Source organism: Maridesulfovibrio pacificus (SeqCode) (assembly GCF_048612815.1).
Classification (GTDB): Bacteria; Desulfobacterota; Desulfovibrionia; order Desulfovibrionales; family Desulfovibrionaceae; genus Maridesulfovibrio; species Maridesulfovibrio pacificus.
On the sequence record NZ_JBLZNE010000001.1, the window covers coordinates 306351 to 332645 of the forward strand.

The following is a 26295-nucleotide window of genomic DNA, read 5'->3' on the forward strand; positions in this document are numbered from 1 at the left end:
TTTAGCTTAGTCAGTTGAGAATAGGTAAATAAAATGAAGAGGGATCCATGTATAAAATATTGATTGCTGAAGACGATAAGATCTCCCAAAAGCTTGCCGCCAGGTTTGTTGCTGATCTGGGACACGTTTCTTTTGTCAGCCCTCACGGTAAACACGCTTATGAAGCATTGAAAGCTGAGAACCATTTTGATGTGTTGGTTACAGACATAATGATGCCGGAAATGGATGGACGTCAGCTGGTTCAAACCCTGAGAGGTGATTCTCAATTTATGGACCTGCCTATTGTGATTATGTCCGCTGTGGTCGGGGTCTCGGATATTTCCAATTTATTAGCGCTTGGGGCAACATATTTCCTGCCCAAACCTATTGATAAAGAAGAATTTAACGAGGTTATTAACCGCTGTTTGAAATAACATTCAGCTTTCTGTATGTCGATTTTATTAAGGCTCCGTCATTTTTGGCGGGGCCTTTTTTGATAGCTTGAAATATCCGCCCTAACGGACTTGTTAGTAAACGTGATTGGGTATAATGAGAACAAAAGCTTTATGAATAACAAGGTTATATCTGTGCGCTAAAAGTATAACCTGTGTGTGGAAATGTTAACTTTGGGGGTGCTCCTTGTCGCTTGAGATTTTGGATAAATTTAACGACCCTGGACTGTGCAAGGAACTTCTGGCTTGTTTGCGGGACGAGCTGGATGGAGAAATACGGTTCATGGAGGTCTGCGGAACACATACTGTTTCCATTTTTCGCAGCGGGCTGCATTCGGTCCTGCCGAAAGAGGTTGTCCACCTCAGTGGGCCCGGTTGTCCTGTGTGTGTTACCCATGAGTCCGAGGTAAATGCTTTTCTGGACCTCGCAGGGAAGGACGGGGTTATCGTTGCTACCTTCGGCGATTTGATCAAGGTTCCCGGCGACAAAGGGCACTGTTTGAAAAATGCCCAGGCAGACGGGGCACGGGTGGAGATCATTTACTCTCCTTTCGATGCTTTGGAGCTTGCGCGGAACAATCCTGACAGTACGGTTGTCTTTTTAGGGGTGGGCTTTGAAACAACTGCTCCGACCATTGCAGCCACAGTGCTTATGGCGCAGCAGCAGGGACTCGAAAATTTTAAAGTGCTTTCATTTCATAAGTTGGTTCCGCCTGCGCTGGATGTTCTGATTTCCGATCCGGAAACATGTATTGACGGATTTATCCTGCCCGGCCACGTTTCTACTGTTATCGGAGTCCATCCTTATGATTTTATCGGAGAGAAATACGGTAAGCCTTCTGTCGTAACCGGTTTTGATCCTGTTGATATTCTACAGGCATTATTGATGATGGTCCGAGCATCCGGGGAAGATCATCCGGCCATTCAGAACCAGTACGTTCGCGGTGTTTCTGAAAATGGCAACCCCAAAGCAGTCGAAGTTATGTATCAGGTTTTTGAGGAGTCAGATGCTCTGTGGCGCGGTATCGGAATGATTCCCGGCAGCGGACTTGAATTTCGGACAGAGTTTGAAAAATATGATGCCAAGAAAGTTTTCGATCTCAACATTGGTGAATGTCCGCCCCTCAAAGGTTGTAAATGCGGGGAAGTTTTGAAGGGTAAGATGACTCCTGAAAAATGTCCTCTGTTCGGCAAGGCTTGTACTCCGGCCAAACCGGTAGGCCCCTGTATGGTTTCAACTGAAGGCAGCTGTGCCGCTTACTTCAAATACAAAGTAGATTAATATGTCCTCAGATAAAGTTTTACTCGATTACGGTTCCGGTGGAAGGGCTTCCCAGAGGCTGATTTCAGAACTTTTTCTCAAGCATTTTGCCAATGATGAACTGGAAAGGCTCAATGATGCTGCCACGTTGAATTTGAAAGGGCAGATTTCAATGAGTACTGACAGTTTCACTGTTGATCCGATCTTTTTTCCCGGTGGTAATATCGGATCGCTGGCCGTCCACGGGACAGTGAATGATGTGGCTATGCTAGGCGCAATTCCCCGCTACATGACCTGTGCTTATATTATTGAAGAAGGTCTGCCTATGGATGATCTGGAAAAGATCGTGAAATCCATGGGTGAAGCCTGCAGGCATGCCGGGGTTAATATTGTTACCGGCGATACCAAGGTTGTTCCTAAGGGTATGGTTGATAAAATTTTTATCAATACTACCGGGGTCGGCGAGATTATTGCTGATCCTGCTCCCAGTGGAGACCGCGCAGCTGTTGGTGATGCTGTTCTTGTCAGTGGTACCATGGGCGATCACGGGCTGACCATTCTCGGAACCCGTGAAGGCCTATCCCTTGAATCCAATGTAAAAAGTGACAGCGCTGCTCTGAATCATCTTTTAGTCAAACTGGTGCAGGAAATTCCGGATATCCATGTCCTGCGTGATCCGACCCGTGGCGGATTGGCAACCACATTGAATGAAATAACCGTTTCCTCAAATGTCTGTTGTGAACTGGAAGAATCTACCATTCCGGTCCTTCCTGAAGTAGCTGGCGGCTGTTCCTTTCTTGGACTTGATCCCCTGTATCTTGCTAACGAGGGTAAATTCTTGTGCATTTTACCGCAGGAATATGCTGAACAGGCCCTTGAAATTATGCGTGCAGATGATTTGGGTAAAGATGCCTGTCAGGTAGGTACAATCACAGATGCTAATCCGGGCAAGGTAATCCTTGTTACCCCGCTTGGTGGTAAAAGATTGCTTAATATGTTGGAAGGTGAGCAGTTGCCCCGCATCTGTTAAGAAAAAATATTTAGTCGGAACTTCAAAGGCTTCCCCGATGGGGAAGCCTTTTTTTTATAAAAAATATGGTGTTATATGTTACCCGTATCGTGCTATAGTCAGATCAAAATCATAGGAGTGTAACGTGGAAGCCGATATTAAAAGTTGTATTACAGCCATTAGTAAAGTTGTCACTGAAGATGGTCTTACTATATTATTTCAGCCGGTTGTGTCTCTTTTATCTCGCGCCGTAGTTGGCTTCGAGGCTTTTGCGCGTGGAGTTGATGAAAAGGGCGAAACAATTGCCTCACCCGGTTGCCTTTTTAATTCCTCGCTACCGATTCAAGCACAGCTTAAGGTAGAAGAGTTATGCCTTAAGAAGAGTCTTGAGTCCTACAAACCCCTGTATGAAAAATACAGCGACATGCTCTTATACCTGAATATTAATTGCGGGGTATATTCCCGTGCAGAAGATAAAGAACGTGGCCCGCATCAACTTGCCGAACTGTATAAGTATTCCCCTAGAATGATTGTTTTTGAAATGGATGCAGCTCAGCTTAAAGAAAACCCACCGCTAGAGATGATACAAGATGTCCGTGAGAAAGGATATCGGTTATGCGTTGATAATGCCGTCCCCTCTTTCGATTGTATGGATCGGTTGCATATAATCAAGCCTGACTTTGTTAAGATTGACCGCAAATTTTACGAAGGAATTGAGAAATCAATAAGAATAAAGAAGAAGCTGGCTTTAATTGCGGCGATGTTTTCCCATTGTGGTGTTGTACCGGTAGCAAAGGGTGTAGAAACTGAATTGGAAGCAGTTTCCTTGATGCAAAGTGGATTTTATATGCAACAGGGATATTTTTATTCATACAGCGGCGAAGCTGAAGGCAAAGAAGATTCGTTTAAGAGTAAGATTAACCGGATAAGTCGCTCTGTAAATGGTGATATGAAACTCAAATCCGAGAATGAGCGTGAAAAATTTAGAGATTCGCATTTGCTGCTCAAAAGCACGATGACCCGTTTGCAGCAGGAAGGCGATGGGGATATGAATAGAGTTCTTGAAGAATTGGTTAAAAAGAATGATTCTATTGTTTCTGTTTATATTTTAGATAGTTCTGGTAAGCAGCGAAGCAAACGTTTGGCAGGAAAGGCTGCTGATCCTTTTGGCCTGCGTGTTCTTCCTTCGGTGGTGGGAAGTGATCACAGTTCTCAGGATTATTTTACCCATTTGAATTCAGGATTTGAAAAATCAGCAGGGGAGCGCAGTCCTGACGCTCTTTGCTGTGAGAAATATAATTTTCTGGCAGGATTTTATTACAAGGAAGGCAGCCGACGGGGTATGATTTTGGTTCTTGAATATGTAAATGCTGCGCCGGACGACGTAAAGGATTAGATCTAGGAAGAAAGAATTCTATTCTTGTATCGTTTTTGGCGGAAAATATTCATGGTGTCTTTGGATTTAATAATTCCGGCTACGGTTTCATCTTGATTGACAAGCGGTAAGAAGGAAACCCCGGTCCTTTCGAATATAATAATGGCTTCCTTGAGGTTTGAGTTTACAGAAAGCGATACAACGGTGCGGACCATCAGGGTGTCCACTATTTCTGCTCCTCCTTTTAAATCTTGTGCATTTTTGAGAAATGCACGCATGTCACGCAGGGTCAGGATTCCGACAAGTTTGTTGTCGTCATTCAGAACCGGAAAATGCGGGAATTCAGAGTCTAATACCATTTCGACAGCCTTTTTGAGGCTGTCTGTGGTACGCAGGTAATCAAATTCTGTTTCCATTACTTCCTGTATCGGAACATTTACCATAACCGACTCGTCATGGCCGCGTATAATATTAATGCCCTGACGCAACAATTTTGCTTCATAAACAGAGTAGCCTTTTAGTACGCGGACTACCAGCGCACTGGTGATGCAACCCACCATCATGGGAAGGATTATCTTATATGAGTACGTCAGCTCAAAAATAGTGAGTACTGCAGTAATGGGCGCGAGGGTGGTTCCGGCCACAACTGTTCCCATGCCGACGAGTGCATATTGTCCATGCGTAAGGGCTAGTTCGGGGAAAATAATATTAATGGTCGAGCTGACCGATACCCCTAGGGTCGCTCCTAAAACCAGTGAGGGAGCGAAAATACCGCCACTCATTCCTGATCCGATACAAAGGGAAGTGGCAACAAGCTTGGCCCCTAGTAATAGAATGGCTAGGTCAAGGGGCAGGACTCCTGTCAAACCCATATTTACAGCTTCATAACCTACGCCGAGTACTGCAGGAATTTTAAGTGCCATTGCGCCGAGGATCAGCCCCCCAATACCGGGTTTTACCCAGCCGGGAACAGGGATATGTTCAAAAGTAAATTCGCAAAGCCTTATCATTTTTACAAAAGCAAGGGAGACCAGCCCTGCCAGGATTCCGAGCAGAAAGAAGATTATTAGTTCTTCGAAATTACTGAAAATAAATTTAGGCGCATCGAAGGTGGGGAAGTCTCCCCAGAAAAATTTTGAGAGGGCGGATGCTGTTACTGATGCGACAATTATGTGGCTGACGTAGGACATTTCAGTATCCAGCAGCAGGATTTCAATGGCAAATAAAGTCCCTGTTAAAGGGGCATTAAAAGTTGCCGCAATTCCTGCTGCCGCACCAGATGCAACACAAACCGGAAGCATTGACGGGTCAAGGCGGAATATTCTTGCCGCTGAGGATCCAAGGGAAGCTCCTATCTGAACAACAGGCCCTTCACGTCCAACAGAGGCACCGCATCCAATGAGAAGGCTGGTAACTAACGCTTTAATAAAAGTGATGCGGTGGCGTATTACCCCGCCCTGTACCGCCAGTGCTTTTATTACTTCGGGTACTCCCGGTCCTTGAGCTTCAGGGGCCCAGTTGGTGATAATCACCCCGGCGATAAGTCCGCCTATGCAGGGAAGGAAAAGAACCAGCCACCATGGAGAATTGGCTGCCATATCGAGGAAAGAGTTACCGCTGGCCCAGAATAGGTGCTGGAAATTTTCAATCAACCAGCGAAAGAGGAAAGCACCGCTTGCCGCAGCCATACCGATAGCCACAGAAAAAAACATAAGTAAAACGTACTGGACCCTCGGATTGATAGAGTTTCCAGTACGTTTTTTAGTTTTGGAATCGGAAAGGGAAACCATGTCGATTTCCGTCCGTTTTATTTTTCAATCAGAGCAATGGCGCGTTGTGCCAGTTGGGTAACCTCAGGCTTTGAGATCTGGTCGTCAGCACCGACAGATTCCCCTTTGTGGCGAAGCTTATCGGTAATGATTGAGGAGAAAAGGATTACAGGTAATTGCTTCAAGACTTCGTCGGCCTTAATGCGCACAGTAAGGTTGTGTCCGTCCATAACCGGCATTTCAATGTCAGAGATAACTACATTGACGAAGTCGGTTATGGGCCGTTCTTCCTCAATTGAACGCTGTTTGTATTCTTGCAGTTTGTCCCAGCAGGAACGCCCGGTATTTGCCATTTCAACAGAAAACTTAGCCCGGACCATCATTTCGAAGAGCATTTCCCGTATCAGGGTAGAATCATCTGCGATGATGGCTTTGTAGCCAGCGTGATTGGCCCAGTCGATAGAATCATCAAGCTTCAGCCCAAGAGCAGGGTTAAGCTCTGCTACGATTTTTTCGAGGTCGAGGATCAGAGATATTCTGTCTTCAAACTTAACAACTCCTGTAATTGAGTCTTCGGAGAGAGAAGATACATAATTAGAAGGAGCTTCAACCTTTTCCCAGCTGATCCTGTGAATTCTTGTTACTCCGGAAACGAGGAAAGCAGAAGAGACGTTGTTGAATTCTGTAACAATTACTTTGGGAGGTTCAGTTTCAACGCGCGGTTTTTTGAGCCAGTGACTCAGGTCCACAAGGGGGATGACTTTGTTTCGCAGGTTAAAAGTTCCCATGATCGCAGGGTGCGCAACCTTAGGAAGTTTTGTTATTTTGTCAGGAATTCTGATGATTTCCAGAACCTTAGCAACGTTTACGCCATAAAATCCGCGATAATTGCCTTCGCCTTCTTCGCGCGGTTCTTCTTCAAGCCAGAATTCAACGATTTCTAGTTCATTAGTACCGGCTTCAAGTAAAATATCAGTCTGAGCCATTTGTCTCTCCGATTAAATTCAGATTCTGTAATTCGATTACAATACGTATATTACGCTTTAAATAGTGTTATCGTCAACAATCGCTTAAAAAAAATAAATGATTAGCAACGGTCCCGAGTAAGAGTGGATACTTCGCGTGCAGCTTCCAGGAGTTCTTCCCAGTTCTCGCAGGCCGTCAGTTTGCTTCTGATGGCTCGTATGCCGTCCATTCCCTTAGCATAGCGGGGAAGGATAGATCTTATTTTCCTGAAAGAGCGATTGCTGCCGTCAAAATCTCTGGTCATATTGATATGCTCTTCCATGGTCTTTCCAAGATCAAAAGGGGGCAGAGTCGCGCATTGAGGATCATTGAGTAGTTTAAGATAGCGGGCAAATATCTCAGGATCAAAAAGAGCTCCGCGCGCAAACATGATGCCGTCTATGCCGGTTTGCTTGATGCATTCCATTCCATCTTCTGCAGTAAAAAGATCGCCACTGCCTATCACTGGTATGGAAACATTTTGTTTCAATACTGCGAGTTTGGACCAATCTGCCTGCCCTGAGAACATCTGTTTTGCATAGCGTGGATGCATTGTAAGCCATGCTACCCCCGCATCCTCAAGTCGCTTAGCTATTTCAAGGTAGTTATCCTCACCGTCCATAAAACCGAGTCTGATCTTAACTCCGACCTTACCTTCGCCTGCAACGCGAACCATAGCGGATGCCGTCTCAACCAAACGGTCAGGATCAAGATGAAGGGCAGAGCCGCCTCCTGTTTTGAGCACTTTCTTGACCGGGCAGCCTGAGTTTAAATCAAAAAAAGAGTAGCCCTCATCTATCAGTTGGGGCATAGTGTCTGAATAGTCTTGCGGCTCCCCGCCGAATAGCTGGACAACCAGTGGATTGTCTTCCGGGCAGGTGGCGAGCAGGGCTTGGGTCCCTTTACCGTCATATTTTAATCCCTTGACGCTTACCATCTCTGTGCAGGCAACGGCGCATCCCCGTTTGCGGCACAGCATGCGAAAGGGCAGGTCTGAATATCCGGCTAAGGGTGCCAGCCAAGGTTTATCTGGACTTATTGGAAGTGATTTCATGTTTTTGTACCTGAGAATCTTAAGTTCTTTGTTTGTCCGGCAATAAGTGCCGAGGGCAGTGAATTACGTCCAAACGTCCGCAAAGTCAAAACCTGCCTGCGTTTGTAGCATATACTACGTTGGTTATTTTCGAAAAAATTAAAAAAAGTTGAAAAAAGGTGTTGACTTCAAAGGCGATTTCCATTTAAACCCCGCTTCGTTGCTTCGGCGGATCTCGAGTTCAACGAAGTTTTCAAACCGAGAATTGATTTGAAAAAAGTTCAAAAAAGTTCTTGCAATTTGAAAACAGAGCTTGTAGAAAGATTCGCTCACGAGGGCTGGCGTAGCTCAATTGGTAGAGCAGCTGATTTGTAATCAGCAGGTTGCGGGTTCAAGTCCCATCGCCAGCTCCAGTGTAGAACAACAATATATAGTGGTGGGGTTCCCGAGTGGCCAAAGGGAACAGACTGTAAATCTGTCGGCAACGCCTTCGGAGGTTCGAATCCTCCCCCCACCACCACTTAGATAATCGCGCTGTAGGAGGCAGGTAGGCCTGCTGTTAAACTACGGACATAGGGTGCGGGAATAGCTCAACGGCTAGAGCATCAGCCTTCCAAGCTGAGGGTTGCGGGTTCGAATCCCGTTTCCCGCTCCATAATGAACTTACCCTAGTCCATTCCTGCGCGTTTAATAAAGGATGCCCACGTAGCTCAGTCGGTAGAGCACTTCCTTGGTAAGGAAGAGGTCACCGGTTCAAGTCCGGTCGTGGGCTCCATACATTTGTGTAGTATGACCTTTGACGCTTTAAATCATTAAAAACTCTATTTATTTTAGGGGGATTTATCATGGGTAAGGCTAAATTTGAACGCGGTAAGCCTCATGTTAATATCGGTACCATTGGTCACATTGACCACGGTAAAACCACTCTGACTGCTGCTATCACCAAGATCGCTGGTCTTGCTGGTAACGGCGACTACGTAGCTTTCGACGAAATCGACAAAGCTCCTGAAGAAAAAGAACGCGGTATCACCATTGCTACCGCTCACGTAGAATACGAAACCGAAGCACGTCACTACGCTCACGTAGACTGCCCCGGTCACGCTGACTACATCAAAAACATGATCACTGGTGCTGCTCAGATGGACGGCGCAATCCTCGTTGTTGCTGCTACTGACGGTCCCATGCCTCAGACTCGTGAGCACATCCTGCTCGCTCGTCAGGTTGGTGTTCCCGGAATCGTTGTATTCCTGAACAAGTGCGACATGGTTGATGATGAAGAACTCCTCGAGCTCGTAGAAATGGAAGTTCGTGAACTTCTTTCTTCCTACGACTTCCCCGGTGACGATCTTCCCGTTATCCAGGGTTCCGCTCTTAAAGCTCTCGAGTGCGAAAGCGCGGACGAAGATGCAGCTAAGCCCATCCTCGATCTCCTCGCAGCTTGTGACTCCTACATTGAAGAGCCCGAGCGTGACATCGACAAACCTTTCCTCATGCCCATTGAAGACGTTTTCTCCATCTCCGGTCGTGGTACCGTTGTTACCGGTCGTGTTGAGCGCGGTGTAGTTAAAGTTGGTGAAGAAGTAGAAATCGTTGGTATCAGAGACACCACTAAGACTACTTGTACTGGTGTTGAAATGTTCCGTAAGCTCCTCGACCAGGGTCAGGCTGGTGACAACGTTGGTGTTCTCCTTCGTGGTATCAAGCGTGAAGAAGTTGAGCGTGGCCAGGTTCTTTCTGCTCCCGGTTCCATCAACCCTCACACCAAGTTCAAGGCAGAAGTTTACGTTCTGTCCAAAGACGAAGGTGGACGTCACACTCCTTTCTTCTCTGGCTACCGTCCTCAGTTCTACTTCCGTACAACTGACATCACCGGTGTAGTTACCCTCGACGAAGGCGTTGAAATGGTTATGCCTGGCGATAACGCCACCTTCAACGTTGAAATGATCAACCCCATCGCTATGGATCCGGGTCTGCGCTTCGCTATTCGCGAAGGTGGCCGTACCGTAGGCGCAGGAGTTGTTACTGAAATTCTGGAGTAAGACATGCGTGTCAAAGTTCAGATGCAGTGCACCGAGTGTAAGCGTCGTAACTATTCGACGATGAAGAACAAGAAGAATACTACTGGTCGTATCGAGCTGAAAAAGTATTGCCCTTTTGATAAGAAGCATACTCTTCACAGAGAGTCCAAGTAGTTTCTATAAATAAGCAGGCCAGTAGTTCCAACGGCTAGAACGTCGGTCTCCAAAACCGAATGCTGGGGGTTCGAATCCCTCCTGGCCTGCCACTTCATTTATGGGAATCAATATGGCCAAGAAAAAAAATAAAGGTGCGGGAGTTCAGGCTAAGGCTGAAACTCAGGGTGCCGGTAGCAAGATTAAACAGTTTACCGAGTTCTTTGAGCAGTCCAAGGTCGAAATCAAGAAGGTCGTATGGCCTACTCAGAAAGAGACTATACAGACCTGTACCGCCGTCTTGGTCCTTGTCGTAGTCATGTCGCTTTTTCTGGGTGTTGTTGACATGGGTCTCAGCAAACTTGTTGAGGCAATCCTGTCTTAAATAACCCGTAGAAAAGGAAAGAGCTCCATGAACGCAGACGCTGAAAAACCTCAGGGAAGGAAGGCCCGTTGGTACATTGTTCATACCTATTCAGGTTTTGAACAGCGGGTTGAGCAGACTGTCCGTGAGATGATGAGAACTGGTCAGGACAATGGACTGATCGAAGAAGTTGTCGTCCCTACGGAAAAAGTTGTCGAGCTGGTTAAAGGGGAAAAAAGAACATCTACCCGGAAATTTTATCCGGGTTATGTCATGATCAAAATGATCATGGAGGATGAATCATGGCATCTCATCCAGTCTATTCCTCGTGTTACCGGATTCATCGGTGGCAAAAACCGCCCGACTCCAATGCGCGACAGCGAAGCAGCCAAAATCCTGAGCCTGATGGAAGATCGTCAGGAACAGCCGAGACCTAAGTTCAACTTTGATCGTGGCGATGAAGTCAGGGTTATTGATGGACCGTTCAGCGGTTTCAACGGCGTTGTAGAAGATGTTAACTACGACAAAGGCAAGCTTCGGGTGTCAGTCTCCATTTTCGGCCGCCAGACCCCGGTGGAACTGGACTTCGTTCAGGTAACCAAAGGGTAGTCCTGACCGCACTGCTGCATATTCATTTCCGACAGTGAGTACCCTCACTGGAATTTAATATAGGACATAAAGCGATGGCCAAGAAAGAAATAGGCAAAATCAAGCTTCAGATACCTGCTGGCTCTGCAAATCCGTCCCCACCGGTCGGTCCTGCACTCGGTCAGCACGGTGTAAATATAATGGAATTCTGCAAGGCGTTCAACGCCAAGACGCAGGATCAGAAGGGCATGATCATTCCGGTGATCATCACTGTCTACCAGGACAGGTCCTTTTCCTTCATTACCAAGACTCCGCCGGCATCCACCCTCCTGCTTAAGGCTGCAAAGCTGCAGAAAGGTTCCGGCGAGCCTAACAAGAACAAGGTCGGTAAAGTCACTAAAGCTCAGGTTAAAGAAATTGCTGAGCTTAAGGCTCCCGACCTGACCGCTGCCGATACTGAAGCTGCCATGAAATCCATCATGGGAACAGCCCGCAGTATGGGCATTGAAGTCACAGAATAGGTAAGGGGAATAGATCATGCCTAAGCACGGAAAAAAATACAGAAAAGCAACAGAAGGTACCGAACAGATCGGTCTGACCGTTGAACAGGCGGTAGCTTCTGCTGTAGAAAAGGCATATGCCAAGTTCGACGAGACTGTTGATGTTGCCATCAACCTCGGCGTAGACCCCAAATACTCCGACCAGATGATCCGCGGCGCAGTAACCCTGCCCAACGGTCTTGGTAAGGAAATTCGCGTAGCTTGCTTCGTGAGCGGGGAAAAAGAAGCGGAAGCCAAAGAAGCCGGCGCTGACTTTGTCGGTGGCGATGACTTGGTTGCCAAAGTTAAGGACGGATGGCTCGATTTCGATAAAGCTATTGCAACTCCTGACATGATGGCTAAAGTCGGTCAGATCGGCCGTGTGCTCGGACCTCGTGGTCTGATGCCTAACGCTAAGACCGGCACCGTTACTTTTGATGTGGCTTCTGCCGTTAAAGAAGTAAAAGCTGGACGCGTAGAATTCAAGGTCGATAAGGCCGGTGTTCTGCATGCGCCCATCGGTAAGGTTTCCTTTGGAGCTGAAAAGCTTCTTGAAAACCTTAAAGCTCTGCTGGAAACAGTGTACAAATTGAAACCCTCTTCTGCAAAAGGTACCTACATGAAGGCTGTTGCCGTAGCTACCACCATGGGACCCGGTTTCAAGATTGATCCGCTGGCAGCGAGAAAATACTCAGAGTCCTAAAAACATCATGGCCGCCCGCAAGGGCGGCCATGATGTAATAAATACACGGGAAGTTTAGTCGAAGACGGCAGGTGGGATGGTCCCTTAATTACCTGCTTAGACAACACTTTGACTTGCTTTCCGGGTCAAATCATTAGGAGTGTTAAGGTGAACAGGCAAGAAAAAGCCCAGATTATTGAGCAGCTTAAAGAAAAAGCTGAAAGGGCGAGTATTGCCATCGTTACCGACTTCAAAGGCCTTGGCGTGGAAGAGTTTACTCAACTCCGCGCTAACCTGCGTAACGTCGGTGTCGATTGCCAGGTCGTCAAGAACACTCTGGCCCGGTTGGCTTTCACTGGTACTGATCATGAAGTACTGGCTGACAAATTCAAGGAAAACTGCGCAATTGTAACTGGTTATGATGATCCTGTTGCAGCAGCAAAAGCAGTTGCTGATTTCGCTAAAGAAAGCAAGACTTTCGAAATGCGTTACGCATCCCTTGAGGGCAAATATCTTGACGAAGATGGCGTGAAGGCGCTTTCCAAGCTTCCGAGCAAGGAAGAGCTCCTCGGCAAAGCTCTGGGTACAATGAATGCTGTACCCACAAACTTTGTGAGCTTGCTCGCAAATGTACCCCGTGGCTTCCTCAACGTTCTGACTGCATTGAAAGATCAGAAAGAAGCTGCATAACAGCCTAGTCAAGGCAAATCAAAGTAAGTATATTCCCAGGAGGAAATTTCCATGGCAGATATCACCAAAGATCAGGTAGTTGAGTTCATTTCCAACATGACCGTTCTCGAACTCTCCGAGTTCATCACCGAACTGGAAGAAAAATTCGGCGTTTCCGCTGCAGCTCCCGTAGCTGCTGTTGCAGCTATGCCTGCAGCAGGCGGCGAAGCTGGTGGTGGCGAAGAGCAGACTGAATTTGACGTAATCCTGAAGGCCGCTGGCGGCAACAAGATTGCAGTTATCAAAGCTGTTCGCGCTCTGACCGGTCTCGGCCTCAAAGAAGCCAAGGCTAAAGTAGACGAAGCTCCCGCAGCTATCAAAGAAGGCGTTGAAAAAGCAGAAGCTGAAGAAGCTCTCAAGCAGCTTGAAGAAGCCGGTGCTGAAGCCGAAATGAAGTAATTCCAGCGAATTTATCGCTAATGCAAGAGGAGCGCAAACCCCTGTAAAACGGGGTTGCGCTCTTCTCGCTGTTAAAAAGATTGACAAAATTGCCTGATCAATTATTTTGGTAGGATTCGGAAAAGGCGCAGCCGGATTCTTTAGCGCGATCAAAATAAACCCTATAAAAATTTCTTTTCAGGCATGTTGTTCTGCCGCCTACGTTTATCTTGCACTTTTTGACTTGTAACTGACTATTTATTGGTTGATGTTCGTCAAATTGCTTCATTCCAACCCTAACCTTCTCACTTGATTGAGGATACGATGGGTCAGCTCAGAAAAATATTTGGAAAGATCAAAGTCACTCTGCCGATTCCCCACCTGCTCGAACTGCAGGTGGATTCCTTCAAAAAATTCCTTCAGGAAGGCGTAGCCCCCGCAAGCCGGGCGGACGTCGGTCTCGAAGGGGTTTTTCGTTCGGTTTTTCCGATTGAGGATTTCAACAAAACTGCTAGCCTTGAATATGTCAGCTACGACATCGGCGAGCCTAAATATGATATGGATGAGTGTATCTCCAAGGGGCTCACTTATGAAGCTCCTATCCGTATCAAGGTTCGTCTGGTAGTCTTTGACGTTGATGAAGAGACTGAAAGCAGAACTATCCGCGACATTAAAGAGCAGGATATCTACTTCGGAACCGTGCCGCTCATGAGCGAGCAGGGGACTTTCATTATAAATGGTACTGAACGCGTTATCGTTAACCAGCTTCAGCGTTCCCCCGGTATTATCTTTGAACATGATTCCGGTAAAACTCATACCAGCCGTAAGGTTCTTTACAGCTGCCGCATTATTCCTATGCGCGGCTCCTGGCTGGATTTTGACTTCGACCACAAAGATATTCTCTATGTGCGTATCGACCGTCGCCGTAAAATGCCTGCTACTGTTCTTCTCAAGGCCATGGGCCTCTCTAAGCAGGATATTCTCGACTACTATTATGACGTAGAAGAGTACCAGATCGACCGTCATATTGTGCGCCGTAAGGTCTTAGAAAATCAGTACCGTAAGGAAAATGCATGGGTTGACCTCTGCCTCGAAGATGGCAAAGTTATTGTCCCCCGTGACAAACAGATCACTAAGTTCGGTTGGAAAAAACTGGTTCGCGGTGGTATAGAGTATATTGAAGTAGATCCCAAGTCTCTTGTGGGTCAGTTTGCTTTCAATGATATCACTGACCCCGATACCGGTGAAGTTATTGCTGAGGCAGCTGACGAGATTACCGAAGAGATCTTTGAACGTATTCAGGAAGTTGGCCTCAAGGAAGTCAAGGTCCTGCATACTCAGGGCTCTGACGTTTCCTCGGCTCTGCGTGATTCCATGATGCTGGACAAAAGCACTGATGTTGAGTCCGCTCAGATTGAAATCTACCGCAGATTGCGCCCCAGTTCTCCGCCTACTGCTGAGATTGCTGCGAACTTCTTTGAAAACCTCTTCCGCAGCTCTGATTACTACGATCTGTCCAGCGTTGGTCGATACAAGCTGAATGCACGCCTCAACATTGAGACTCCGCTTGAACTTCGTACCCTGACCAACGAGGATATCCTCACTGCGGTCAAGGTTCTTTGCAAGCTCAAAGACAGCCACGGTCCTGCTGATGATATCGATAACCTCGGTAACAGACGTGTTCGTCCGGTTGGTGAACTGGTTGAAAACCAGTACCGCATCGGTCTTGTTCGTATGGAAAGAGCCATTAAGGAGCGCATGAGCCTCCAGGAAGTGGCCACTCTCATGCCGCACGACCTGATTAACCCCAAACCGGTTGCTGCAGTACTTAAGGAATTCTTTGGTACTTCTCAGCTTTCCCAGTTCATGGACCAGACCAACCCGCTCTCTGAAGTGACCCATAAGCGCAGACTTTCAGCGCTGGGACCCGGCGGTCTGACCCGTGAGCGTGCAGGCTTTGAAGTTCGAGACGTTCACGTTTCTCACTACGGACGTATTTGTCCTATTGAAACTCCTGAAGGTCCGAACATCGGTCTTATTGTTTCTCTTACAACTTACTCAAAGGTCAACGATTTCGGTTTCATTGAAAGTCCTTACCGGACAATCAAAGATTCCACCATGACCGACGAGATTTTATATTATGATGCTACTCGCGAAGTAGGACATGTAGTCGCACAGGCTAACGCTCCTATTGATGAAAAAGGGGCGTTTTCAAATCCGCTGGTAACATGTCGTCTTAATGGTGATGTATCAATGCATCCCCGCGAAGATGCAACACTCATGGACATCAGCCCCAGTCAGACCGTTTCGGTTTCTGCTGCGCTGATTCCTTTCCTGGAGCATGATGATGCGAACCGCGCACTCATGGGTTCCAACATGCAGCGTCAGGCTGTGCCTTTGCTGAAAACCTCCCAGCCTCTGGTTGGTACCGGCATGGAAGCTAACGTTGCTCAGGATTCCGGTAGCTGCGTTCTCGCTGAGAACGACGGTATTATCGATTATGTTGATGCTGAGCGTCTCGTTGTTCGCTACGATGACGGTGTCTATCCTGATACCGGCGGCGTAAAGCACTACGAACTCCAGAAGTGGCACAAATCAAACCAGAACTCCTGCTACGGCCAGCGTCCCCGCCTGCCTATCGGAACCCCTGTCAAGAAAGGCGATGTCCTTGCTGACGGTCCCGGTATCAAAGACGGTGAGCTTGCTCTCGGTAAGAACCTGCTCGTAGCGTTTATGCCCTGGTGCGGATACAACTTTGAGGACTCCATCCTCATTTCCGAGCGCGTTGTTAAGGAAGATGTTTTCACCTCTGTTCATATTGAGGAATTTGAACTCGTCGCCCGTGACACCAAGCTTGGACCCGAAGAAGTTACTCGCGATATTCCTAATGTGAGTGAAGAAATGCTTCGCAACCTCGATGAATGCGGTATTATTCGTCTTGGTGCTCGCATCGCTCCTGACGATATTCTCGTCGGTAAGATCACTCCTAAAGGTGAAACCCAGCTTACTCCTGAAGAAAAACTGCTTCGTGCAATCTTCGGTGATAAAGCCCGTGATGTGAAAAACACATCCCTCAAGGTTCCGCCGGGAATCGAAGGTACCATCGTTGACGTTAAGGTCTTCAACCGCCGTTCCGGTGAGAAAGACGACCGTACCCGTAATATCGAGGATTTCGAGCTTGCTAAACATGATATGAAAGAAAGCAAGCACGTCGAATCCCTGACCAACAAAACCCGCGTCAAAATCGCGGAAGTGGTCGCTAACAAGCAGATCGCCCAGACCCTCATGGGTCGCAAGAAGGGTGAGGTACTTGCTGAGGCAGGACACATCATTACTGATGAAATCCTTGCAGAAGTACCCCTCAAGAAGCTGGGCGGACTCTTTGCAGATAAAGAAACCAACGAAGCAGTCAAACAGCTGCTCGCTGAATACGATAAGCAGATTCGCATCATCAAAGGTATTTACGATGTGAAACGCGAAAAAGTTACCGAAGGTGATGATCTGCCTCCGGGCGTAATCAAGATGGTCAAAGTCTACATCGCTGTTAAGCGTAAGCTCAGCGTAGGTGACAAAATGGCCGGGCGCCACGGTAACAAGGGTGTTGTTTCCAACATTCTGCCAGAACAGGATATGCCGTTCTTCGCTAATGGTACTCCTATGGACATCGTACTGAACCCGCTTGGTGTTCCTTCACGTATGAACATCGGTCAGATCATGGAAACCCACCTTGGTTGGGCAGCACTTGCTCTCGGACAGAAGTTCGCGGCTATGCTCGACACTGGTGAAGCTCTCGGCGTTATCCGTCAGGAAATCAAAGATACCTTCGAGTCAGAAGATGTCTACGAGCTGATCGATTCGCTGGATGATGAAGAATTCAGACTGGCAGTCAACAAAGCCCGTGAGGGTATTGTCACTAAGACCCCTGTATTCGACGGTGCTACTGAAGAAGAAATCTGGGATCTGGTCGGCAAGACCGGAATCGGTGATGACGGTAAAGTTACCCTTTACGATGGACGTACCGGTGATCCTTTCCACAACCGCGTAACCGTCGGTGTAATGTACATCCTCAAGCTGCACCACCTTGTTGATGAAAAGATTCACGCCCGTTCCACCGGTCCTTACTCGCTGGTTACCCAGCAGCCTCTCGGCGGTAAGGCTCAGTTCGGTGGTCAGCGTCTCGGTGAGATGGAAGTTTGGGCTCTTGAAGCATACGGCGCAGCCTACCTGCTTCAGGAATTCCTGACCGTCAAGTCTGATGACGTTACCGGTCGTGTCAAGATGTACGAAAAGATCGTCAAGGGAGATAACTTCCTTGAAGCCGGCCTGCCTGAATCTTTTAACGTTCTGGTTAAGGAACTTATGTCCCTCGGCCTCGATGTTAACCTGCTTCAGGATGAAGTCGAAGAGACTGCCGACAAGAAATAATGAACGCGGGGGCCCAAGCGGCCCCCGCGATGAAATAAACCTTTTCATGTAAGGGGTATATTAATGAGTCTGGACGAACTGTTCACTATGCGTAGAACATCCGGTGCAGGCCTCGCAGGACGCGGCCTCAAAGGTATTCAGATTTCCATTGCTTCTCCCGAAAAGATCCGCGAATGGTCTTTCGGTGAAGTCAAGAAGCCCGAGACCATCAACTACAGGACTTTCAAGCCGGAAAGAGATGGTCTTTTCTGCGCTAAAATTTTCGGACCCGTAAAAGACTACGAGTGTAACTGCGGTAAGTACAAGCGCATGAAACACCGCGGCATCGTATGTGAAAAATGCGGTGTTGAAGTTATTGCTTCCAAAGTCAGACGTGAACGCATGGGCCACATTGAGCTTGCTGCTCCTGTTGCCCATATCTGGTTTTTGAAAACCCTTCCTTCCAAGATCGGTACTCTGCTTGATATTACCATGGCCGACCTTGAGAAAGTTCTGTACTTTGATTCATATATTGTACTTGATCCAGGTGAAACCCCGCTCAAGCAGTATCAGATCATCTCTGAAGATCAGTATTTTCAGGTAATCGACCACTATGGCGAAGAAGCCATTGAAGTGGGTATGGGCGCTGAGACCATCAAAGGTCTTCTGGCTCAGATCGATATGCCCACACTCAGGCATGAACTCCGTGAAGAGTCCTTGACCACCCGCAGCCAGACCAAAAAGAAAAAGCTGACCAAGCGTCTTAAGATCGTTGAAGCTTTCCTCGAGTCCGGTAACGACTGCCAGTGGATGATCATGGATGTAATTCCGGTCATTCCGCCCGAGCTGCGCCCTCTGGTTCCTCTTGATGGCGGACGTTTCGCAACTTCCGACCTCAACGACCTCTACCGCCGCGTTATCAACAGGAACAACCGTCTGAAGCGTCTGATTGAACTCGGTGCTCCGGACATCATTATCCGCAACGAAAAGCGCATGCTGCAGGAATCTGTTGACGCACTGTTCGACAACGGTCGCCGTGGTCGCGCAATTACCGGAACCAACGGTCGTCCTCTGAAATCCCTTTCCGATATGATTAAGGGTAAACAGGGTCGTTTCCGTCAGAACCTGCTCGGTAAACGTGTTGACTATTCCGGTCGTTCCGTAATTGTTGTGGGTCCCAAGCTGAAACTTCACCAGTGCGGTCTTCCCAAGAAGATGGCTCTGGAGCTGTTCAAGCCTTTTATTTACGCAGAACTTGAGCGCAGGGAAATCGCAACAACCATCAAAAGCGCTAAAAAGATGGTTGAACGTGAAGACCTCGTTGTCTGGGATATCCTTGATGACGTAGTTCGTGAATATCCGATCATGCTCAACCGTGCACCGACACTTCACCGTCTCGGTATCCAGTCCTTTGAACCGTCTTTGGTTGAAGGTAAGGCTATCCAGCTGCATCCGCTTGTATGTTCTGCATACAACGCTGACTTTGACGGTGACCAGATGGCTGTTCACGTACCTCTTTCTGTCGAAGCACAGATCGAGTGTCGTGTTCTGATGATGTCTTCTAACAACATCCTGTCCCCTGCGAACGGACAGCCTATCATCAACCCCTCTCAGGATATCGTTCTCGGTCTTTACTATCTGACCGTTGAGCGTTCTTTCTCTAAAGGGGAAGGTATGATCTTCACCGCTCCGTGGGAAGTCATCGCCGCTCTGGACGCAAAAGTGGTCAGCATGCATGCCCGTATCAAGGTTCGTATTGAAGGCGAACTGGTTGAAACCACTCCCGGACGTATTCTCGTGGGTGAACTTCTTCCCGAAGGCATGGGCTTTGAATTCGCAAACGTGGTCATGACCAAGAAGAACATCGCCAAGCTGGTTTCCAGCGCGTACCGTTCAGCGGGCAGCAAGGCTACTGTTATTCTTTGTGACCGCCTCAAAGACCTCGGTTACGAGCACGCAACTCGCGCAGCGGTTACTATCGGTGTTAAAGACCTTACCATTCCTGCTGCTAAGGCTGGATTGCTTGATACTGCATACGCAGAGGTTGAAAACATTGAAGCACAGTACCGTGAAGGTATCATCACCCGTACTGAAAAGTACAACAAGGTTGTCGACGTTTGGACCAAAGTTACCAACGACGTTTCAGCCGAAATGACCAACGAGATGTCTACTGACATCATGGTCGATCCTAAGACTGGTAAGCAGGAAACCAACTCTTCCTTCAACCCGGTCTTCATGATGGCTCACTCCGGTGCTCGTGGTAACCAGGATCAGATGCGTCAGCTTGCAGGTATGCGTGGTCTGATGGCGAAACCTTCCGGTGAAATTATCGAAACTCCGATTACTTCATCCTTCCGTGAAGGTCTTTCTGTTCTGCAGTACTTTATTTCTACTCACGGTGCTCGTAAAGGTCTCGCGGATACCGCGCTGAAAACAGCGAACTCCGGTTACCTGACCCGTCGTCTTGTTGATGTTGTTCAGGATGTGACCATTGCCGAACATGACTGCCGCACAGTTGATGGCCTTGAGTTGACCCACTACATCAAGGGTGGCGAAATCAAGGAAAGACTGTCCGAAAAAGTTCTCGGCCGTGTGACCATTTACGATGTAGTTAAAGAAGATACCGGTGAGATTCTCGTTCCTGCTGATTCTCTTATTGATGAAGCAGCTGCGAAGATTATTGATGAAAACGGTATCAACTCCATGACTGTTCGTTCTCCGTTGACCTGTCGTGCCAAGCACGGTATCTGCGCTATGTGTTATGGTCGTGACCTTGCAAGGGGCCACGTTGTAAACGTAGGTGAAACCGTAGGTATCATCGCTGCACAGTCTATCGGTGAACCGGGAACACAGCTGACAATGCGTACCTTCCATATTGGTGGTACTGCATCCCGTGAAATTCAGCAGTCTTCTTTTGAAGCACAGCATAACGGTTCTGTCGTTTTGAACCGTATGCGCTCCGTCCGTAACGCTGATGGCCATCAGATGGTCCTCGGTAAGAGTTGCCAGATCGGTATCGTGGACGAGCAGGGTAGAGAGCGTGAAAAATACGTTCTTCCTCTTGGTGCTAAACTTTTTGTTGAGGAAGGGCAGCAGATCACACAAGGAACCATGCTGGCCGAGTGGGATCCGCTTGCAGAACCTTTCATCACAGAAGTAACAGGTACAGTTAAGTTTACCGACCTTGTTGAAGGTAAAACTTTCCAGGAACGTGTTGACGAAGCCACAGGACAGGCTACTTACACAATCCAGGAATACCGTACCACAAACTTTAAACCTTCAATGTCCATCTGCGGCGAAGACGGGGAACCCCTGACCCGCCCCGGATCCACACTGAAAGCGGTTTACCCGCTGCCGGTTGGCGCGATTTTGATGGTTAAAGACGGTAATGTCGTCAATGCTGGTGAGATTATCGCTCGTAAGCTTCGCGAAACCTCAAAGACCAAAGACATCGTTGGTGGTCTTCCCCGAGTTGCGGAGCTGTTCGAAGTGCGTAAACCAAAGGAACTTGGAATCATTTCGGAGATTGATGGTGTGGTCTCCTATGGACCTGAATCCAAAGGCAAGCGCAAAATTGTTGTTACCCCTGAAGTAGGTGAAACCAAAGAATACCTCGTGCCTAAGGGTCGTCATATCACTGCACAGGAAGGCGACTTCGTAGAAGCCGGTGACCTGATGACAGAAGGTCTGCCCGAACTGCACGATATCCTCAAAGTAAAGGGCGAGAAATATCTCGCACGTTTCCTTGTTGAGGAAATTCAGGACGTTTACCGTTTCCAGGGTGTTGGAATTAACGATAAGCACATCGAAGTTATTGTCCGCCAGATGCTCAAGAAGGTCAGCATCGTTGATCCCGGTGAGACCCATTTTCTTGTGGGCGAACAGGTGGACAAGCAGCGCTTCATGGAAACCAACCAGGATGCTGTCGCTAATGGACTTAAGCCTGCTACCGCACAGACTCACGTCCTCGGTATTACTCAGGCTTCACTTTCAACCGCTTCCTTCATTTCCGCGGCTTCATTCCAGGAGACTACCAAGGTTCTTACCGAGTCTTCTCTCTGCGGCAAGAAGGACTACCTGCGCGGCCTGAAAGAAAACGTCATTGTTGGTCGACTTATTCCGGCTGGTACTGGTTTCCGTAAGTATGCACGTACGGATATTATCGTTCCCGATCAGCCCGAACGTGCAGATAAGTTCCTTGAGGAACTGGAAGAAGAACCGCTGCTCGTTAACGAAAGATAGTGCCGGCGCCAGTACGCAGTACCGGTCCGAAGAGCAGGTGGTTGCAGCCTGACTTGAGTGACAACGGAGTAAATATTTCACAATTTGTCTTGACAAATTGTGAAATATTAGTCTAACTGCGTCGGTCTTTGTAATTAAACTTAATTTGGAGGGTTCATGCCAACCATCAATCAGCTTATAAGAAAAGGGCGTGAAAAGCAGCTCAAGCGTAAGAAGACTCCTGCGCTTCAGGCCTGCCCCCAGCGCCGTGGCGTATGCACTCGCGTGTACACCACCACCCCTAAGAAGCCTAACTCCGCACTGCGTAAGGTCGCTCGTGTGCGTCTGACTAATGCCATCGAAGTTACTGCATACATCGGTGGTGAAGGTCATAACCTTCAGGAACACTCCGTGGTACTCATCCGTGGTGGTCGTGTAAAAGACTTACCTGGTGTTCGTTACCACATCGTTCGCGGCTCCCTCGACACCGCTGGTGTTGCAGATCGTCGTCAGGGTCGTTCCAAGTACGGCGCAAAGCGTCCTAAATAGCATTAAATTCCAAGGAGTATACCAATATGCCTCGTAAAGGTCCGGTACCCAAAAGACAAATTCTTCCCGATCCGGTATACGGTTCTCAGCTCGCTACCAAGTTCATGAATAGACTCATGTACGATGGTAAGAAGAGTGTGTCTGAAAATATATTCTATCAAGCTCTTGAATTCCTCGGCGACAAAACCCAGGAAGATCCTATCAAGGCTTTTGAAAAGGCAGTGGAAAACGTTAAGCCTCACGTGGAAGTTAAGTCCCGCCGTGTTGGTGGTGCTACTTACCAGGTCCCCGTTGAAGTTCGTCCCGATCGTCAGGTTTCCCTGGCTATCAGATGGCTGATCAACTTTGCTCGCTCCAGAGGCGAGAAGGGCATGGTTGCACGTCTTAGCGGTGAGTTCCTCGATGCTTACAACAAGCGTGGCGGAGCAGTGAAGAAAAAGGAAGACACCCATCGTATGGCCGAAGCCAACAAGGCTTTTGCTCACTACCGTTGGTAATCGGAGTACAAAGTGGCTAGAAAGGTTGCTAGAGATAAACAGCGTAACATTGGTATCATGGCCCACATCGATGCGGGTAAGACTACCACTACTGAGCGCATTCTTTTCTATACTGGTGTTTCTCATAAAATCGGTGAAGTTCATGATGGCGAAGCTACCATGGACTGGATGGTCCAGGAACAGGAACGTGGCATTACCATTACCAGTGCTGCCACTACCTGTATGTGGAAAGATCACCGCATTAACATTATTGATACTCCCGGTCACGTTGACTTCACTATGGAAGTTGAGCGTGCCCTGCGTGTACTCGACGGCGCAGTAGCCGTTTTTGACGCAGTAGCCGGTGTTGAGCCTCAGTCTGAAACCGTATGGCGTCAGGCTGACAGATATAAAGTTCCCCGTATGGCTTTCGTTAACAAGATGGACCGTATCGGAGCAGACTTCTTCCGCTGTGTAGAAATGCTCAAGGACCGTCTCGGCGCTAAAGCTGTACCTCTTCAGATTCCTATCGGAGCTGAAGACGAATATCAGGGTGCAGTTGACCTTATCACTGGTAAGGCTTTCATCTACTCTGACGACATGGGCAAGGATTACTCTGTAGAAGAAATCCCTGCTGATCTGATGGACCAGTACGAAGCCATGCGCCTCGAACTGATCGAAGCTATTGCAGAAGAAGACGAAGAACTCCTCGATAAGTACCTCGGTGGTGAAGAACTCTCTCCCGAAGAAATTATCAAGGGTATCCGCGCAGCTACCATCAACCTGACCATCTGCCCCGTTCTTTGCGGTACCGCATTCAAGAACAAAGGTGTTCAGCCCCTGCTTGACGCTGTTGTTGATTATCTGCCTTCTCCCATGGATATCGCTGCTATTGTTGGTGTCGAGCCCGGCACTGAAAAGCAGATTGAGTGTCCTTGTGATGACAACCTTCCTCTCGCAGCTCTGTCCTTCAAGCTCATGACCGACCCCTTTGTTGGTCACCTTACCTTCCTGCGCCTGTACTCCGGTAAAATTGAATCCGGTGCTACTTTCATTAACGGTGCTACCGGTAAAAAAGAGCGAATCGGTCGTCTGCTGAAAATGCATGCTAACAAGCGTGAAGAAATCAAGGAAGCATACGCTGGTGACATCGTTGCAGCTGTTGGCCTTAAGAACATGGCTACCGGTGACACTCTCTGCGAACAGAAGAACGCAGTTGTCCTTGAATCTCTCGATATTCCCGAACCTGTTATCGAAGTCGCTATTGAGCCTAAAACCAAGGCTGACCGCGATCTGCTCAGTCAGGGTCTTGCTAAGCTCGCTAAAGAAGACCCCTCTTTCCGCGTTAAAGGTGACGAGGAAACTGGTCAGACTCTGATCTCCGGTATGGGGGAACTTCATCTTGAGGTTATCGTTGACCGCCTCCTGCGCGAATTCAACGTTAACGCAAACGTTGGTGCTCCCCGCGTTGCTTACCGTGAAACCATCACCAAAGCGGTTGAGTCTGATCTCAAATACGCTAAGCAGTCTGGTGGTCGCGGTCAGTATGGTCACGTTGTCGTTACCATCGAGCCCAACAAAGAAAGCGAATACGAATTCAAAGATGAAATTAAGGGCGGCGTAATTCCTAAAGAATACATCCCCGCAGTTGACCGTGGTATCCACGATGCAATGAAGAACGGTGTTATCGCCGGCTTCCCGCTCGTAGACATCAAGGCAACCCTGACCTTCGGTTCTTACCATGATGTTGACTCCTCTGAGCAGGCATTCTACATCGCCGGTTCTATGGCACTGAAGGATGCGGTAAAAAAAGCTGCTCCGCAGCTGCTCGAGCCCATCATGGCTGTTGAAGTTGTTACTCCTGAAGAGTACCTCGGCGACGTCATGGGTGACCTCAATGGTCGCCGTGGCCGTATCGGCAGCATGGATTCCCGTGCTAACGCACAGGTTATCAAGTGTGACGTTCCCTTGAGCGAAATGTTCGGTTACGCAACCGACCTCCGTTCCAAGACTCAGGGACGTGCTACTTTCACTATGCAGTTCGACCACTATGAGCCTGTTCCCGCTTCTATCGCTGAAGAGCTGATCAATAAAAATTAAATTAAATTTGATTTTTATCTGAAATAAGCTTGACAGCAACGCTGAAAAAGCACTATACCTCCCGAACCCATAGAGTTCGGGAGGTTCTTTTTTTACGGGAACCACCCCGTGAAACCACAGAGATAGGGTATAAGGTCCGGCATGCTGACTGGACGACCATACCAGGCCAGGAAGGGCTCACCTCACGATCCTTCTTACCGTTGCACGTAAAAGGCCGTCTCTGAATTCATTTAGGAGAAATTAACATGGTTTCTATGACTAGTGATCGTATTAGGATCAAGCTCAAGGCATACGACTATCGTATCCTTGATAAAGCAGTTACCGAGATTGTGGATACTGCCCGCAATACCGGCGCTGCTATCGCAGGACCCATCCCGCTGCCCACACAGATCAGCCGTACTACCATTCAGCGTTCTGTGCACGTAGACAAAAAGTCTCGTGAGCAGTTTGAGATGAGAATCCACAAGCGTCTGCTTGACATTCTTGAACCCACCCAGCAGACCGTTGACGCACTCGGCAAGCTCAGCCTGCCAGCTGGTGTTGACGTTGAAATCAAGCTGTAAGGGAGGGCTTCAACATGGCAAAAACTATCGGTTTACTCGGTAAAAAACTGGGCATGACCCGCGTCTTCGCTGACGATGGTTCTGTTGTGCCCGTCACTGTTCTCGAAGTAGGTCCTTGTCCTGTTATGCAGGTTAAGACTGAAGAGAAGGAAGGCTACAACGCCATCCAGATCGGCTACGACGCTCTTCCCGAGCGCAAGGTTAACAAGCCCGCGAAAGGTCATCAGGAAAAAGCCGGTAAAGGCTACTTCCGTCACCTTCGTGAGTTTCCCCTTGAGTCTGTAGCTGACTACGAACTGGGCCAGGAAATCTCCGTGGACATCTTTGCCGCAGGTGAAAAGGTAAAAGTTACCGGCACCTCCAAGGGTAAAGGTTTTCAGGGTGTAATGAAGCGCTGGAACTTTGCTGGTTCCCGTGCCTCTCACGGTGCTGAAAAGGTACACCGTTCTCCTGGTTCCATCGGCCACGCTACTTTCCCTGGCAAAGTATTCAAAGGCAAAAAAATGCCCGGTCAGATGGGTAACGAGCGCGTTACTGTTTCCAACATTGAAATCGTAGACGTTCGTGCAGACGAAAACGTTCTCGTGGTTAAGGGACAGGTTCCCGGTCCTAAGAACGGTCTCGTTATGATCCGCAAGACCAGCTAGA

Annotated in this window: 22 protein-coding genes and 5 tRNA genes; 24 read left to right on the forward strand and 3 right to left on the reverse strand. The window is 48.2% G+C overall.

The window, feature by feature from the left end; all coding sequences use genetic code 11:
* Positions 1-47 precede the first annotated feature (47 nt).
* The 4 genes from ACNI23_RS01530 to ACNI23_RS01545 all read left to right on the forward strand — a co-directional run bounded on the left by ACNI23_RS01530 (position 48) and on the right by ACNI23_RS01545 (position 4097).
* On the forward strand, positions 48-413 hold the full coding sequence (locus tag ACNI23_RS01530) for a response regulator (protein WP_420246335.1): 366 nt from the start codon (positions 48-50) through the stop codon (positions 411-413).
* A gap of 205 nt (positions 414-618) precedes the next feature.
* Complete coding sequence (hypD, locus tag ACNI23_RS01535) at positions 619-1713, forward strand: hydrogenase formation protein HypD (RefSeq protein WP_420246336.1); 1095 nt, start codon at positions 619-621, stop codon at positions 1711-1713.
* A 1-nt stretch (position 1714) separates the two neighbouring features.
* Positions 1715-2722, forward strand: coding sequence for a hydrogenase expression/formation protein HypE (gene hypE, locus ACNI23_RS01540; RefSeq protein ID WP_420246337.1), 1008 nt, complete (start codon positions 1715-1717; stop codon positions 2720-2722).
* 124 nt (positions 2723-2846) lie between these two features.
* Positions 2847-4097, forward strand: a complete 1251-nt coding sequence (locus ACNI23_RS01545; protein WP_420246339.1) for an EAL domain-containing protein — start codon at positions 2847-2849, stop codon at positions 4095-4097.
* 2 nt (positions 4098-4099) lie between these two features.
* Here the strand turns inward: ACNI23_RS01545 and ACNI23_RS01550 are convergent, their stop codons facing one another.
* The 3 genes from ACNI23_RS01550 to ACNI23_RS01560 all read right to left on the reverse strand — a co-directional run bounded on the left by ACNI23_RS01550 (position 4100) and on the right by ACNI23_RS01560 (position 7904).
* Positions 4100-5866, reverse strand: a complete 1767-nt coding sequence (locus ACNI23_RS01550) for a chloride channel protein (RefSeq protein ID WP_420246340.1) — start codon at positions 5864-5866, stop codon at positions 4100-4102.
* A gap of 17 nt (positions 5867-5883) precedes the next feature.
* A complete protein-coding gene (locus ACNI23_RS01555) occupies positions 5884-6831 on the reverse strand; it encodes a chemotaxis protein (protein WP_420246342.1) in 948 nt (315 codons plus the stop codon).
* Between the two features lie 101 nt (positions 6832-6932).
* Positions 6933-7904, reverse strand: a complete 972-nt coding sequence (locus ACNI23_RS01560) for a tRNA dihydrouridine synthase (RefSeq protein ID WP_420246343.1) — start codon at positions 7902-7904, stop codon at positions 6933-6935.
* Positions 7905-8220: 316 nt separating this feature from the next.
* Between ACNI23_RS01560 and ACNI23_RS01565 the strand changes: the two genes are divergently transcribed.
* The 20 genes from ACNI23_RS01565 to rplC all read left to right on the forward strand — a co-directional run bounded on the left by ACNI23_RS01565 (position 8221) and on the right by rplC (position 26294).
* Positions 8221-8296 (forward strand) — tRNA-Thr (locus ACNI23_RS01565).
* 22 nt (positions 8297-8318) lie between these two features.
* A tRNA-Tyr gene (locus ACNI23_RS01570) sits at positions 8319-8403 on the forward strand.
* A 59-nt stretch (positions 8404-8462) separates the two neighbouring features.
* Positions 8463-8538: transfer RNA gene (locus ACNI23_RS01575), tRNA-Gly, on the forward strand.
* A 44-nt stretch (positions 8539-8582) separates the two neighbouring features.
* A tRNA-Thr gene (locus tag ACNI23_RS01580) sits at positions 8583-8658 on the forward strand.
* 70 nt (positions 8659-8728) lie between these two features.
* Complete coding sequence (tuf, locus tag ACNI23_RS01585) at positions 8729-9922, forward strand: elongation factor Tu (protein WP_420246345.1); 1194 nt, start codon at positions 8729-8731, stop codon at positions 9920-9922.
* Positions 9923-9925: 3 nt separating this feature from the next.
* Positions 9926-10075: a 50S ribosomal protein L33 gene (rpmG, locus tag ACNI23_RS01590; protein WP_015851054.1), complete on the forward strand. Its 150-nt coding sequence runs from the start codon at positions 9926-9928 to the stop codon at positions 10073-10075.
* 15 nt (positions 10076-10090) lie between these two features.
* Positions 10091-10167: transfer RNA gene (locus tag ACNI23_RS01595), tRNA-Trp, on the forward strand.
* A 20-nt stretch (positions 10168-10187) separates the two neighbouring features.
* Positions 10188-10439, forward strand: coding sequence for a preprotein translocase subunit SecE (secE, locus tag ACNI23_RS01600; protein ID WP_320176313.1), 252 nt, complete (start codon positions 10188-10190; stop codon positions 10437-10439).
* A 27-nt stretch (positions 10440-10466) separates the two neighbouring features.
* On the forward strand, positions 10467-11027 hold the full coding sequence (gene nusG / locus ACNI23_RS01605) for a transcription termination/antitermination protein NusG (protein ID WP_015851056.1): 561 nt from the start codon (positions 10467-10469) through the stop codon (positions 11025-11027).
* Positions 11028-11101: 74 nt separating this feature from the next.
* The gene (gene rplK / locus ACNI23_RS01610; RefSeq protein ID WP_015851057.1) at positions 11102-11527 is read left to right on the forward strand and encodes a 50S ribosomal protein L11; all 426 of its coding nucleotides are present in this window, start codon (positions 11102-11104) and stop codon (positions 11525-11527) included.
* Positions 11528-11543: 16 nt separating this feature from the next.
* Entirely contained in the window at positions 11544-12248 is a 705-nt protein-coding gene (gene rplA / locus ACNI23_RS01615) for a 50S ribosomal protein L1 (RefSeq protein WP_420246346.1), read from the forward strand.
* Positions 12249-12395: 147 nt separating this feature from the next.
* The gene (gene rplJ / locus ACNI23_RS01620) at positions 12396-12917 is read left to right on the forward strand and encodes a 50S ribosomal protein L10 (protein WP_420246348.1); all 522 of its coding nucleotides are present in this window, start codon (positions 12396-12398) and stop codon (positions 12915-12917) included.
* 51 nt (positions 12918-12968) lie between these two features.
* A complete protein-coding gene (gene rplL / locus ACNI23_RS01625) occupies positions 12969-13355 on the forward strand; it encodes a 50S ribosomal protein L7/L12 (protein ID WP_420246350.1) in 387 nt (128 codons plus the stop codon).
* Between the two features lie 303 nt (positions 13356-13658).
* The gene (rpoB, locus tag ACNI23_RS01630) at positions 13659-17759 is read left to right on the forward strand and encodes a DNA-directed RNA polymerase subunit beta (RefSeq protein WP_420246352.1); all 4101 of its coding nucleotides are present in this window, start codon (positions 13659-13661) and stop codon (positions 17757-17759) included.
* Positions 17760-17822: 63 nt separating this feature from the next.
* Positions 17823-21980 carry a DNA-directed RNA polymerase subunit beta' gene (gene rpoC, locus ACNI23_RS01635; protein ID WP_420246353.1) on the forward strand — a complete coding sequence of 1386 codons (4158 nt, stop codon included), beginning with the start codon at positions 17823-17825 and terminating at the stop codon, positions 21978-21980.
* Positions 21981-22136: 156 nt separating this feature from the next.
* Positions 22137-22508 (forward strand): 30S ribosomal protein S12, encoded by a 372-nt coding sequence (gene rpsL, locus ACNI23_RS01640; RefSeq protein WP_015851063.1) that lies wholly within the window; start codon positions 22137-22139, stop codon positions 22506-22508.
* A gap of 26 nt (positions 22509-22534) precedes the next feature.
* The gene (gene rpsG / locus ACNI23_RS01645; protein ID WP_015851064.1) at positions 22535-23005 is read left to right on the forward strand and encodes a 30S ribosomal protein S7; all 471 of its coding nucleotides are present in this window, start codon (positions 22535-22537) and stop codon (positions 23003-23005) included.
* 12 nt (positions 23006-23017) lie between these two features.
* The gene (gene fusA, locus ACNI23_RS01650; protein ID WP_420246355.1) at positions 23018-25084 is read left to right on the forward strand and encodes an elongation factor G; all 2067 of its coding nucleotides are present in this window, start codon (positions 23018-23020) and stop codon (positions 25082-25084) included.
* A gap of 245 nt (positions 25085-25329) precedes the next feature.
* On the forward strand, positions 25330-25647 hold the full coding sequence (rpsJ, locus tag ACNI23_RS01655; RefSeq protein WP_015851066.1) for a 30S ribosomal protein S10: 318 nt from the start codon (positions 25330-25332) through the stop codon (positions 25645-25647).
* Between the two features lie 14 nt (positions 25648-25661).
* Positions 25662-26294 carry a 50S ribosomal protein L3 gene (gene rplC / locus ACNI23_RS01660; RefSeq protein ID WP_015851067.1) on the forward strand — a complete coding sequence of 211 codons (633 nt, stop codon included), beginning with the start codon at positions 25662-25664 and terminating at the stop codon, positions 26292-26294.
* The last annotated feature ends 1 nt before the right edge of the window (position 26295 follow it).